Source organism: Enterococcus sp. AZ196, assembly GCF_050498845.1.
Taxonomy (GTDB): domain Bacteria; phylum Bacillota; class Bacilli; order Lactobacillales; family Enterococcaceae; genus Enterococcus_A; species Enterococcus_A murrayae.
In genome coordinates this window covers 2,812,263-2,824,997 of the sequence record NZ_JBIPAM010000001.1, presented here as the reverse complement: position 1 = coordinate 2,824,997, position 12,735 = coordinate 2,812,263, and the positions used below count along the sequence as shown (strand labels likewise).

At 44.2% G+C, this 12,735-nt stretch carries 15 protein-coding genes; 1 reads left to right on the top strand and 14 read right to left on the bottom strand.

Translation table 11 applies throughout. The features are described from left to right. Positions 1 to 114: 114 nt before the first annotated feature. The 7 genes from IGI67_RS13595 to IGI67_RS13565 all read right to left on the bottom strand — a co-directional run bounded on the left by IGI67_RS13595 (position 115) and on the right by IGI67_RS13565 (position 5,415). Positions 115 to 1,329, bottom strand: a complete 1,215-nt coding sequence (locus IGI67_RS13595; RefSeq protein ID WP_207107247.1) for an ABC transporter permease — start codon at positions 1,327 to 1,329, stop codon at positions 115 to 117. Further along, positions 1,319 to 2,005: an ABC transporter ATP-binding protein gene (locus tag IGI67_RS13590; RefSeq protein ID WP_207107246.1), complete on the bottom strand. Its 687-nt coding sequence runs from the start codon at positions 2,003 to 2,005 to the stop codon at positions 1,319 to 1,321. Before IGI67_RS13590 ends, IGI67_RS13595 begins: the two co-directional genes overlap by 11 nt. Next, positions 2,002 to 2,820 (bottom strand): efflux RND transporter periplasmic adaptor subunit, encoded by an 819-nt coding sequence (locus tag IGI67_RS13585; RefSeq protein WP_207107245.1) that lies wholly within the window; start codon positions 2,818 to 2,820, stop codon positions 2,002 to 2,004. The genes IGI67_RS13590 and IGI67_RS13585 overlap by 4 nt, the downstream gene beginning before the upstream one ends. Before the next feature lie 200 nt (positions 2,821 to 3,020). Beyond that, positions 3,021 to 3,386 (bottom strand): DUF1048 domain-containing protein, encoded by a 366-nt coding sequence (locus IGI67_RS13580; RefSeq protein ID WP_207107244.1) that lies wholly within the window; start codon positions 3,384 to 3,386, stop codon positions 3,021 to 3,023. Continuing rightward, the gene (locus IGI67_RS13575) at positions 3,383 to 3,712 is read right to left on the bottom strand and encodes a helix-turn-helix transcriptional regulator (protein ID WP_207107243.1); all 330 of its coding nucleotides are present in this window, start codon (positions 3,710 to 3,712) and stop codon (positions 3,383 to 3,385) included. The genes IGI67_RS13580 and IGI67_RS13575 overlap by 4 nt, the downstream gene beginning before the upstream one ends. A gap of 24 nt (positions 3,713 to 3,736) precedes the next feature. Beyond that, positions 3,737 to 4,492 (bottom strand): ABC transporter permease, encoded by a 756-nt coding sequence (locus IGI67_RS13570; protein ID WP_207107242.1) that lies wholly within the window; start codon positions 4,490 to 4,492, stop codon positions 3,737 to 3,739. Further along, on the bottom strand, positions 4,489 to 5,415 hold the full coding sequence (locus IGI67_RS13565) for an ATP-binding cassette domain-containing protein (RefSeq protein WP_429958055.1): 927 nt from the start codon (positions 5,413 to 5,415) through the stop codon (positions 4,489 to 4,491). The genes IGI67_RS13570 and IGI67_RS13565 overlap by 4 nt, the downstream gene beginning before the upstream one ends. A 222-nt stretch (positions 5,416 to 5,637) precedes the next feature. On the opposite strand from IGI67_RS13565, the gene IGI67_RS13560 reads away from it, so the two are divergent. Beyond that, positions 5,638 to 6,180, top strand: a complete 543-nt coding sequence (locus IGI67_RS13560) for a biotin transporter BioY (protein ID WP_429958054.1) — start codon at positions 5,638 to 5,640, stop codon at positions 6,178 to 6,180. 32 nt (positions 6,181 to 6,212) lie between these two features. Here the strand turns inward: IGI67_RS13560 and IGI67_RS13555 are convergent, their stop codons facing one another. The 7 genes from IGI67_RS13555 to IGI67_RS13525 all read right to left on the bottom strand — a co-directional run bounded on the left by IGI67_RS13555 (position 6,213) and on the right by IGI67_RS13525 (position 12,558). Next, complete coding sequence (locus IGI67_RS13555) at positions 6,213 to 7,094, bottom strand: ROK family protein (RefSeq protein ID WP_429958053.1); 882 nt, start codon at positions 7,092 to 7,094, stop codon at positions 6,213 to 6,215. A 53-nt stretch (positions 7,095 to 7,147) separates the two neighbouring features. Next, positions 7,148 to 8,047 carry a ketose-bisphosphate aldolase gene (locus IGI67_RS13550; protein WP_429958052.1) on the bottom strand — a complete coding sequence of 300 codons (900 nt, stop codon included), beginning with the start codon at positions 8,045 to 8,047 and terminating at the stop codon, positions 7,148 to 7,150. An 18-nt stretch (positions 8,048 to 8,065) separates the two neighbouring features. Continuing rightward, positions 8,066 to 8,917, bottom strand: a complete 852-nt coding sequence (locus IGI67_RS13545) for a class II fructose-bisphosphate aldolase (RefSeq protein WP_207107237.1) — start codon at positions 8,915 to 8,917, stop codon at positions 8,066 to 8,068. A gap of 25 nt (positions 8,918 to 8,942) precedes the next feature. Next, positions 8,943 to 10,028 carry a PTS fructose transporter subunit IIC gene (locus tag IGI67_RS13540; protein WP_207107236.1) on the bottom strand — a complete coding sequence of 362 codons (1,086 nt, stop codon included), beginning with the start codon at positions 10,026 to 10,028 and terminating at the stop codon, positions 8,943 to 8,945. A gap of 230 nt (positions 10,029 to 10,258) precedes the next feature. Beyond that, on the bottom strand, positions 10,259 to 10,570 hold the full coding sequence (locus IGI67_RS13535) for a PTS fructose transporter subunit IIB (RefSeq protein ID WP_429958647.1): 312 nt from the start codon (positions 10,568 to 10,570) through the stop codon (positions 10,259 to 10,261). Positions 10,571 to 10,592: 22 nt separating this feature from the next. Then, positions 10,593 to 11,087: a PTS sugar transporter subunit IIA gene (locus tag IGI67_RS13530; RefSeq protein ID WP_429958051.1), complete on the bottom strand. Its 495-nt coding sequence runs from the start codon at positions 11,085 to 11,087 to the stop codon at positions 10,593 to 10,595. Between the two features lies 1 nt (position 11,088). Beyond that, complete coding sequence (locus IGI67_RS13525) at positions 11,089 to 12,558, bottom strand: BglG family transcription antiterminator (protein ID WP_429958050.1); 1,470 nt, start codon at positions 12,556 to 12,558, stop codon at positions 11,089 to 11,091. Positions 12,559 to 12,735 lie beyond the last annotated feature (177 nt).

Below are 12,735 nucleotides of genomic sequence, written 5' to 3'. Positions count from 1 at the left end.
ACGTTTTGATTAAAGAAATGAGTAGTTCGTTTTTTTCCCTTGGAAATTTTGCAGAAAAAAAGAGGCAAGAAGAGTGACAGCATCATCTTCTTGCCCATTAATTCTATTCTTTGATCAGCGCAGCAAGGAGACGATATCCTTCTTCGCCGCACTTTTTGCCGGCAGCCAGCTAAAGACGATCCCGATCACAACTGACAAGCCAAAGGCCAGCGTCACTGTAAATAGATCTGGTCGCACCGACAGCGGGGTGAACATACTGATGGCAAAGCCTAGCAGCATCGCGATCAAATATCCGATCGTTCCGCCGACTAATGTCAATGAGATCCCCTCTAGTAAGAACTGCATCATAATATTGCCTTTAGTTCCGCCCATTGCACGTCTAACGCCGATTTCTTTAGTCCGTTCCGATACGGAGATGTAGATCATGTTCATGACTCCGATCCCTGAGATGAACAGAGAGATACCGCCGATCACTGAGATCAGCAAGGTGATGCTGGTCAGCAGCATCCGCAATTGATCCACCTGACCTGCCAAATCCTCCGTCTTATAACTGCCCAGCTCTTTCCAGGTACCATATTTCTTCAGTGTTTCCTCCGCTTCTTTTGAAACACTTTTTACATTTGCGGTTTGATTCATTTTCACCTGAATCATGTTGCGATCCTCAGAATTAAAATAATTTTCGAAAACATTTTCCGGTAATTCTGCGACCACATAATCCTCCTGCGTAGAAACGATCGAACCACCGTTACGGTCCTTCATAATTCCGACTACCTCAAACAAATGACCGCCAATTTTGATACTCTGACCAATCAAAGACTCTGGTTCTTCCTTCTTGATTGCTTTAGCTGCCGTTTGATCGATCACGACAACGGGATTTTCATTGTAGTAATCACTCGCCTGAATCCCCCGTCCATGAACGACAGAGCTGCCCTCAGACTTCATCAGCTTGAAGCAATTCCAACGGCCGTCACTGCCGATCGCATCAAAGGTTTGATCCGCATATTTGATACCATTGCGAGAATTGTCATAATAGCTAACCGATTGGACACCAGGAATACTTTCAATTGTATTGATATCTTCTTCGGTAAAGCCGCTTAGCCCATTTTCATAGAACTCATCGCTTTGCGGCGTATAAGTATACCCGACACTGCCATCAAATTGATCCAACCCAATAAATTCGGAGGCATAGTCTTCAAACGCCCGACCAATTGAAAAGACGGTGATCACGGCAGATACCCCGATGATCAAGCCGATCATGGTCAAAAAGCTCCGACGTTTATTTTTCCCGACTGCTCTAAAAGAAGTCTTCCATACTTCGCTAAACCGCATGCAAAACACCTTCTTCCAAGACTTCGCCATCCTTCACCGTGATGGTCCGCTGGCAGTAGGCCGCCGCCTCTGGGTCATGGGTCACCATCAGGATCGTGACCTTTTCTTCTTCATTTAACCGTTTGAATAAGGACATGATTTCTTCTGAAGTATGACTGTCTAACGCCCCGGTCGGTTCATCCGCCACGATAAACTTCGGATTCCCGACGATTGCCCGCGCGATCGCCACCCGCTGCTGCTGCCCGCCAGACAATTGCTTCGGCAGCTTATTGTATTTATCCGCGATCCCTACCTTCCGCAACGCCTCCATAACTAACGGCTTAGTCTGCTTTTGCTTCATCCCGCCATACAGCAGCGGCAGCGCCACATTTTCCAGCACCGTATTATTATCGATCAGCTGGAAGGCCTGAAAAACAAAGCCAACTGATTTATTTCGCAGAGCCGAAAGCTTCTCATCATTGAACCGATACGCATCCTGTCCTTCAAAGCGATAGTTTCCTTCAAAATCACCATCCAGAAAGCTGATCGTATTGATCAACGTCGATTTCCCTGAACCCGATGGCCCCATTACTGCCACAAACTCGTGCTCATCAATCGTCAAGCTGATGTCTTTTAAGACGTGGATTCGTTCTTGATCGGCGGTATAAAATTTGTTGATATTCTCCATTACAATCATTCAACCGTCACATCCATCCCATCCTTGACGCCTTTCGCATCTTTGACAATTTTGTCATTTTCATTCAGACCTTCACGTAAAATATAATAGCCGTTGCCTTTTTCCACAGTTACCGCCTGTTTTTCAGCCTTGCCTTTAGCAACTGTATAAACGTGGGATTCACCAGCCTTTTCCTCAACACTCTTCAAAGGCAGATGAATTTCATTACGAGGAATCAATAGCTCTACTGAATAGCCAACAGGGATGGCTTCATCTGGAACTGCTGTAAAGTTATAGGTTACTAAGCTCGTTTTTTCCTCTTTTGCCGGTTCATTGTTCATTTCCGCTAATGAGGTGATCTTGCCCTTCACTGTTTTCTCGTTGTTTGCATACTTGATATCGATCGGCTCATTCAAAGCGACCTTTGAACGATCGTATTCTGTTACCGTTCCCTTGATGGCAGATTCTTCGCTCTTCAAGACCATCAACGCCTGCTGCGGATCATTTTTTGCATCTTCGTTCAAAGCCGTTACGACGGAATCATTCGCTGCCCGAATGACCTCTCCCCAGCGATACGTTACTAGGATCGTTCCCTGAGTCACATGATCTCCTTCATTTACATGAATCGTTTGCACCTGCCCTTTTTCAGTATCCACTAGAACGGTTTGCTTTTTCGTTGATTGCACCTGTCCCTTTAAATGCAGCGGCGTCTGCTTAGCGACTTGGTACATCTCCACTGCGGTTTCGTCTTTTGCATTTGCTTGGGTGTTTTGATAGAGAAAAAAACCTGCCCCCGCAATCACCAACACACCAATACCAATAATTATTTTTTTCATTCTTAAGTCCATTCCTTCCCTGTCTAAAATTCGTACTCTTGTTGATTACATTTTAAATTTTAGAGGAAAACTCGGTCCACTACTTCCAACGAAAGTACAAAGTCTAGATACGACTTAAAACCGAAGAACATTCGTTTTTTTAATGCTTGGCTATAAAAAAATAAAAGCACTGCCAGCGAATCCGTTGGCAATGCTCCCAGTTATTTTCCTTTATTGATTTCCTTTGCAACACGTTCGTTCATTTTCCGCTTCAATTCATTAATTCGCGTCTTCGCTTGGATCTCATGGAGCATATTTTCCGCGAATTCTCCGACATCCTCGCCGACTAGCTCCAGCACTGGAATATTGTTGCCTGCCCCTTCTTGGAAGAAAGCCAACAGCTCATACATCGGCTGCAGCATATCCATGCCATCACCTGCTGTGAACTCCCATAAAAATTTTTGGATTTCTTTATAAACCACTTGATATTCCTGAGGCAAATCCTTTAGTTCGGCCATTTTTTTATTGTATTCTGCTTTATCTGTAAACATCTGTTTGAAATAGTTGTAAGGATTTTTATCTGTCATTCTTTTTTACTCTCCTTTAGCTTGTCCATTTGGCCAGAAATAAATGCCCAACGCTGCCAAAATAATTCTAGCTCTTTTTCTCCAGCCTCGTTCAATGAATAAAATTTACGCATTGGACCGACCGTTGATTTTTTCTTTGTGACGGTCACTAACTGTTTCTTCTCCAACCGCAGTAAAACCGTGTAGACCGTTCCTTCCACAATATCTTCAAATCCGTACTTCTGTAAGTTATTTGTGATCTCATAGCCGTAGGTCTCATGTTGATTAATGATCTCCAAAATCATCCCTTCCAGCACACCCTTCAGCATCTCCGTAATCCCGTTCACCGTTATCACCCTTCCCAATTGCTGCTAACGTAATTTTTTTCGATAGACATATATAGATAATACTTGGAAAATCACGATCGCGCCAATGCTCCATACAAAAGCAATCCAACTGTCTGATGGAATCACACCCTCCGTTAAAATTGAACGCAGAGTATTGATGATCGGTGTCATCGGCTGGTAGTCAGCAAAGCCTCTTAAAACCTTTGGCAGCGTTTCTGTCGGCACAAAACCGGAACTGATGAACAGCAAACCAATCAGCAAATAGGAAAAAGCGATCGCCGTCTCATTATTCTTAGCGATCAGGCCAAACAGCACCGCAATCCATGAAAGTGCATAGGTCGCAACCAGCAGCAGAAGGAGTGCCGCGAGCCACCCCAGAACATCCGCTTTTGGCCGAAACCCGATCAAAATACTGCTTACCAACACAATCATCGCAGAAATAAAATTGAACATTACACTAGTTACCACATGACTGTTCAATATGGCTGATTTGGCAATCGGCATCGAATGGAATCGTTCAAAAATCCCATTTTGAACATCCGTGTTTAACCGAAAAGCCGTATATCCAACACCGCTGGCAACCGTAAACAACAAAATTGCCGGCACGATAAAGCCTTTATAGGTCTCTTGCGGAATGGTCATCGCCCCGCCAAAAATATAGATAAATGCCAGCATCAGCATGATCGGCATTAGTACTACGGTCATGATCGTATCCACACTGCGAGTCATATGCTTCATCATTCGCCCAGTCAATACCATCGTATCTGAAAATACGTTCATTTTTCTTCCTCCTCTCGATTTTCTACAACCATAAAGAAAACATCATCCAATGACGCTTGCTTTTGCGTAAAGGTCAAAACCTCAAGCTTCGCTTCCTGCAATTGATTCAGGACCTGGGTGATTTTTTCAACATTGCTGTTCGTAGCGACATTGAGCGCCAACAGCTCCTTATTAATCTTTCCGCCAACAAGTCCTTCAGCTGCGGCTAATGTTTCCTCATCTGCGAAGGTCAACTCCAGCGTTTCCTTTGGCAAATGCTTCTTCACTTCGGCGACAGTCCCCTGAATCGCGATTTTCCCCTGATTCAAAATGGCTACTGTGTCGGCTAATTGTTCCGCTTCTTCTAAATACTGTGTCGTCAGAAAAATCGTCACACCCGCCCTTTTCAGTGCTCGAATCATTTGCCAAAGGGCCGCTCGCGCCTGCGGATCTAAGCCAGTCGTTGGTTCATCCAGGAAAAGAATCTTTGGCGGATCGATCAAACTCATCGCTAAATCCAGCTTGCGGCGCATTCCGCCAGAATAAGTTTGAGTCGGACGATCGGCTGCTTCTTGCAGATCAAACTCAGTTAACAGCTCATCGATCTTTTGCGAATAATTTTTCATATGGCGAAGCTTTGCGATCAAAACTAAATTTTCCCGTCCCGTTAATACCTCATCTACTGCAGCAAATTGGCCAGTCAAGCTAAATTCCTTTTGAACCTCCAGCGGCCGCTCCATAATATTTAAACCAGCGATCGTAATGCTTCCTTTATCCGGCTTCAGTAAAGTAGTCATCATCTTAACGGTGGTGGTTTTCCCTGAGCCATTCGTTCCCAATAAAGCAAAAATACTTCCCGTTGGTACGTGAAAGCTGATTTTATCTAAAACCTTGTGATCAGAAAAAGCTTTTTCCAAATCAACAACATCAATTACATCCTGCATCTTACTCACTCCCTTTTTATTTTCAAACCTATCATCGTTTTCTATTTGGCTAGCTCTCCAGTACTATGTATTATCAAGTACGACTATACTGTAAAACTAAGTAGCCAGCTTGTCAACTACTTTGTTCTACTAAGTACCAATTTTTTCTTTACATCTCGTTAACCATCAAGTATACTTTCGTTAACCAAAATAAAATACATTGTTAACGAAAGAGTGAGTCTATTGAAATTAAGCAGTCGAGAAATTGTTTTAGCCGGATTATTTGCGGCAGTTATCAGCATTTTAGCCCAGTTCACCATTCCATTTGGGCCTATCCCACTAACCTTGCAGACCTTCGCTGTCGGCTTTGTTGTAACCATCCTAGGTAAAAAAACAGGAACTCTCGCGGTTGCGTTCTATTTATTGATGGGAATGATCGGCTTGCCGGTCTTAGCCGGCGGTGCCGCTGGAATCGTCAACTACTTCGGGCCCACAGGCGGATTTTTAGTCGGGTTTATTTTCCAAGCCTATTTCACCGGCTTAATCATCGAAAGAACCCGCTTCAATTATTTTTGGTCGATCTTCGCGAACGTAATCGGCGCCTTCATTACCTTATTCTTCGGATCATTATGGCTAAAATTTAGCGGCAGTCTGCCATGGAATACGGCATTTTCAGCAGGCATGATCCCCTTTATCCTGCCGGGACTGATCAAAGCGTCGGCTGCTGGGTACTTAGGTATCCTGCTTGGTAAAAGATTGTCTTTCACCCATTTGGTGTCTCGCTAAGTAACGAAGACAAAAAGATCGCAGCCCTTCATTTACGAAGGACTGCGATTATTTTTGTCTTCTAGTTCCTTTTGTGCCAGCATCAATGTCCCGATCACGCCGCTTTCATTGGGCAATCCCCAACGAATGATATATTCTTCGACTGGCGGAATCTCCATATAGCCCGCCATTAATTCAGTGAATTGCTGCTGGATTTTTTTAAGCAGATGATCCTGATTCATCACACCGCCGCCTAAGACAATGACCTCTGGTGCTAAAACCAAGGTATACGTCATCAACGCCTGAGCCAGATAGTTCGCCTGCAGGTCCCAAATCGGATGATCCAGCGGCAGGTCTTCTCCCTTGATTCCGCTTCTTGCTGCTAATGCTGGACCGGCAGCTAGCCCCTCCAAGCAATCTTTGTGGTAGGGACAGGTTCCCTGATACGTGTCCTCTGGATCGCGCTTGATAAAAAGGTGCCCCATTTCAGGATGGCTGATGCCTTGAAAAACCGCTTCATCCATCACGACACCGCCGCCGATCCCAGTACCGATTGTTAAATAAACACAGCTCCGTTTTCCCTGAGCCGCTCCCCGTTTTATCTCTCCAAAGGCCGCTGCGTTCACATCGGTTGTCCAAGCGATAGGTACTTTATAGCGCTGCTTCAGCTGGCCAAGAAAGTCTACATTCGTCCAGCCCTCTTTAGGCGTTGCTAGGATATGACCGTAATTTTCTTGGCTCGGCTGAATTCCGATTGGTCCAAAAGAACCGATCCCTAGCGCATCAATGGGATACTGGTCAAAAAAAGCAAACACTTGATTGAAGGTCGTTTGCGGATCAGTTGTCGCTATACTGATTTTTTCTATTATGCGCAGCTTTTCGTCTGCCACAGCACAAATAAATTTTGTGCCGCCTGCTTCAATTCCTCCATACAATAGGTTTTCCTCCTAACAAAAAGCGCCAAGGGAAAATCCCTTGGCCCCATTGATTAATTTTGCTCTTGTCTCCAAGGCTGAACATTTTCTTTGCGATAAACCGCTGCTTGACCGATCGAGTTGAACAACTCCATCTTTTGTTTTACGACTGCTTTGGCTGCATCGATACATTCTGGATAGATCGCATTTGGGTCCCACAATTCCGTCGTTGAAAGAATCTCGCGACATTTTTTGTAGAAGGCATACTTGTAGTCGGAGGAAATATTGACCTTTTGAATCCCAATTTGAACTGCTTTGGCGATTTCTTCATCTGGATTGGCTGACCCGCCATGAAGAACCAATGGGATGTCGACTCTGCCTTTGATATCTTCCAATACATCCATTTTCAACTCAGGCTTGATGTCTTTTGGATAAATTCCGTGAGCTGTTCCGATCGCGACTGCCAATGTGTCGATTCCAGTTTTTTCGATAAATTCTGCCGCATCTTCTGGTTTTGTGTAGATGACTTCTGATACGCCGCCCTCAACGGACGTTCCGGTATTGCCGATCGTTCCTAATTCCCCTTCGACTGAAACACCGATCTTGTGACAAACATCCACGACCTCTTTGGTGATCGCGATATTTTCTTCAAACGGCAGTAATGAACCGTCGATCATAACAGAGCTGAATCCGCAGTGGACAGCGCGCATGATGCTGGCTAAGCTGTCTCCGTGGTCCATGTGAATAACAAATGGCACGGAACTATTTTTCGCACGAGCCACTGCGTATTGGAAAAATTCATCTTTCGTGAAATCTAATTCTGTTGGGTGAACCGCGATGATTGCCGGCGCATCATTTTCTTCTGCTGCTTCAATGACGACACGTAAGAAATTGCTGTCAGCGACATTGAAGGCTCCTACGGCGAATTTGTTTTCCTTGGCGATTTCTAACATTTGCTTCATATTAATTAACATTTGACTTGATCTCCATTCTTATGCTTTATTTTTAGAACCCGAAAGTTCGATATACCGTTTGACTACTTCTTTTCCTGCTGCCATCGTTTGATGAACAAGCGTTGGATAATCCACCTCTGGATTGTCCTTTAATTGCCTTTGGACTTCGGCCTTCTGAGCCTTCATAAAATCCGAACCAACATTGATTTTATTGATCCCTAACTCGATCGAACGGAGAATATTTTTCTCTCCAGCACCCGATCCGCCGTGCAGCACGAGGGGCAGATTGGTCGCCGCCTTGATTTTTTCTACAATATCGAAACGAAAATCCGGTACGTACCCTTCTGGATAATCCCCATGACTTGAGCCATAAGACAGTGCCAGACAATCAACGCCAGTCTCTTGAATGAAGCGAATCGCATCATCCGGATCGGTGTACATCTCATCATTAGTAAAATGATCACCGGCTACAGCACCCATATCGCCTACCTCAGCTTCGACACTGGCACTATAAACCTGCGCTAATTCCACCATTGCCTTCGTGATCCGAATATTTTCTTCCAACGGATACATGGAGGCATCCATCATGACACTGGAAAACCCTTCATGCAGACACTGCTTAACAAACGCGACATCTTGACCGTGATCCAGGTTGATCGCGACATCGACTTTAGCATTATTCGCCATTCGGATGATCGGTTGGGTCAGATAACGAATAGCCAAATGATCCTGCAAATGATCCTGCAGCAGATCGACAATGATGGGAGATCGCATTTCTTCTGCCGCTTCAATCACAGCCTTAGCCGTTTCCAGATTGAAGCAGTTGATCGCCATCACGGCATACTTTTCACGATTGGCTTTTTGCAGCATTTCTTTCATCGAAACATACATCTAATGACTTCCTCCTAATCCAGTCCTATGAAATCTTGATTGAAGAAAAATCAACCTCTTCCTCTTCTTCATCGTCTTTGATATCATTTTCGACTGGTTCTCTCTTAAGTGCGAATAATAAAATCCCAGTTACTGCCGAACCAATCAATAGGGCTAGCGTGAATTTCAACGGATCCGTCATGGCTGGAATAATGAAGACTCCGCCTGAAGGAACCGGCGAACCGACACCCCATGACATGCTCAGGCCGCCACCAATCGCCGCACCTACCGTACAAGATAGGATGACGCGTAATGGATCAACCGCCGCAATCGGAATGACACCCTCTGTGATCATACAAAGACCCATTGGGAAAGCAATTTTGATATTGTCCTGTTCTTCTTTTGAATATTTTGGTTTACGGAAGATTTTAGATAGAACCCAAGAGATCGTTACACCAAATGGCGGTACCATTGAAGCTAAAACCTTCACTGCTTCTGGTTCCTGCACACCTTCCAGCAACATACCATCGGCAAAGAGCGAGGCTACTTTGTTGACTGGCCCGCCAAAGTCGAATGCCGCCATTCCACCCACAATCGAACCAAACAAGAACTTGCCTGAGCCCTGCAAGCCAACGAGGAAATCGGTCAAAGCTTCTGTTGCCCAAACAATCGGCACACCAATGACGAAGAACATCAATAACCCAATAATCAAAGTAGATAAGAGCGGTACGATCATCATCGGCATCAGGCCTTGTGCCCATTTTGGCACCTTCAAGTTTTTCACTAGGAACAGTACGAAGAAACCAACCAAGTAACCACCTAACATCCCGCCTAAGAACCCAGCGCCGATGGAATTAGCGATCAACCCCATGAACAATCCTGGTCCAATCCCGGGACGATCTGCAATTGAATACGCGATCGCACCTGAAATTACTGGTGCCAGCAATCCCATGCCCAATACCCCAAGCGAGACTAACGCATCTGGAACCGAATAGGCGGCCTTGTAATCCTCAATGACCCCACCACCAGTCAAGTTTCCGATCGCGATCAACAACCCTGCCGTAACAACAACCGGTAACATGTACGAGATTGCCGTCAAAGCATGCTTTTTCAATTGAAGCTTCTTAAACATTTTATTCATCTCCTTATTCATTTTTCTATACTTCATTGCACATAATTCTGTGTTGCTTTGGATACTTATTTTTTTACGAATCAAACTGGAAAAAGTGGAACTGGCAGCCTTATTCATATTAAGGAATTCATTTTTCCTCAGAAAAATTAGTCCTATTTTCATGCCGTATACCATTCCTCTAAACTTCATTGCACATGATTCTGTGTTTCTTTGGATACTTATTTTTAAACTTACTTCATTACTTCCTCCTCAATTTTGTTGATTAGGCCTTTGGGTGCCTTGATCACCATACTCGTTGGGATTTCCACCACCTTTTTGCCTTCAAAACGGTCCTTGCCGCCGATCTTGATATCCGCTGCAATAATGACGACATCGGCTTCCTTGACTTCTTCCATGGTTAGTTCATCTTCCGTACCGATCGTTCCCTGCGTTTCGATGTGGACAGTATGTCCCAATGCTTTGGCGGCCTTTTCCAACTTTTGCTTAGCGATGTACGTATGAGCGATTCCTGACGTACATGCCGCAACTCCAACTATTTTCATCATCTATTCCTCCATTTTCTTTTTAATCTTCTTCCATTGGATCCTTTGATAACAATTCCATCATTTCCGCCTTTGTTTGGGCGTTGACCATATTTTCGATAAAGTCTTCATCGGCTAAAAGCATCGCGACTTTTTGCAGCAGCTTGATATGCATTGTGTTCGCATCGGTATTTTTAACCGCGAACAAGATAATCACTCGAACCGGCTCTTCATCCAGTGATTCCCATTCAATCGGTGTGGCCGCTTTCCCAACGACTAGCGAAGTCTTGATCACACTGTCTGATTTTCCATGAGGGATCGCGATACTGTTGCCAATGCCGGTCATCCCTTCTGCTTCTCGCTGGAAAACATCAGCGGCAAATAGGTCTTCATCTTCTATGTCTCCATTCGCCATCAATAAGCGGGTTAGTTCGTGAATCGCTTCTTCTTTTGTTTTCGCTTTCATTTCTAGTTGAATCAACTCTTCAGTAATCACATCGGCGATACTGAAATCATCCATCATTTGCTCTGCTGTCATCTTATATCTCTCCTAACATCTCTTTCACTCTTTTTTCATCCTGCTTGGTAAATACTGAATTGACTAAAATCGTTGGGATCATCATTTCGATCGTCAAATTGACTGTCGTTAAAATCAGATCGATGTTCTGATAGTTCTCTGGTGCCTTGGTAAATTTCCGTGCCGATAAAACATCGACGATCTCTAATTCAGGAAAAGCCTTGCGCACCTTCACCTTCAGCAGCTCCGAAGTTCCTACACCGCTGCTGCACATGATCAGTACCCGTTTTTTTGAATGGATCATTTCCTTATACTTCACAAAATATAAGGTCAAAAAGCCGATCTCATCTTCAGAAATCTCATTTAAGTGATACTTTTCCTCCGCCGCTTGGCTGACCTGCTGGACCTGTTGAAAAACCTCTGGATATTCCAGCTTAATATCTCCCAGCAAATCATTTTTAACGATGATCTCATTTTTTAAGCGATACAATAATGGATCGATATGCTCATACAGATCTTGGCGATTCAGCTGTTGATCGACCTTCATTCCCATCAAACGACTCATTTCCGTTGCAAAGAAATCGGTGATCGCTAATGCCTCTTTGGATTTCCGATTCAATTTGATCGGTTCCTTTTCCATCCGTGAGGAAATCAAGTACTGGAATAGATAGAAGGTCTCGCTTTCTGGCAAAACGATCGCTAAGTAGCGATTCAGCTTCGTGATGACCATTTTAGAAAGCTGATACAGCTGATCATACTGCGTGATCAAGTCCTCTTCATCAGGGTCCAGTAATTCTGCGCAGGTATCCGCGTGGATCTCCCCTTCTCGCACCCGCTTGATCAAAATATAGATATGAGAGAAGATATTGCTGTTATAGGGATATGCGATCCCATTCTGCAATTTCCGCTCGATATACTCCAACAAGGATGTGATAAAGTTGATATCATAGGAGCTGATTTTTTCTTGCTGGGTGGAAAAATCCTCTTCCCAGACCCGATTCGCGCTGATCAAATGATTGACGGCCTTGCGAATATGCTTTTCCGTCCCTTCGATTGAGACCCTCTGCCCCTTGCGAATCAGCGCCAGTTGATAATCCAGCAGAAACTCCGTCATCCGTACCAAATCATTCGCAATCACAGTGGAGCTGACATAGTACTCTGCGAACAGCTCTTGGATCAGCACCTTTTTCGGCGATTTGAATAACAAGGTCAGCAAAATCGTATTTCTTCTTTCCAACGGACCTTGGACCGTATTTTCTCCGCGCTTGCGGACACTTTCTTTTAAATAATTGTCATAATCTAAACGAAACCCCTTGCCGACTTCTGCTAAAATCAGTTCCCCTACGTCCGAAGCTTCATTGATTTTTTTGATCGTTCGGTAGATCGTTTTCGTGGAAACATTGGCAAATTCAGCTAACTCTTGAGCGGTAAGTGTCATCCCATGTTTGATAAACAATTCGATCAATTGTGTTTCACGTTTGCTTAGCTGCATTTTGTCAACCTCCTTGTCCTTAATATAGCTCTTTTTAACTGTCGTACATTTTTTCTTATGTCCACTGAAATGGACATTTGTTTAAAACGCTTTCAATAACTTCTTTAAACTTCTCTTGAAAATAACCCGCTCTTCAAAAACGCTGGATTTTTTTAACGCTATCAAAAATGCTTCAGA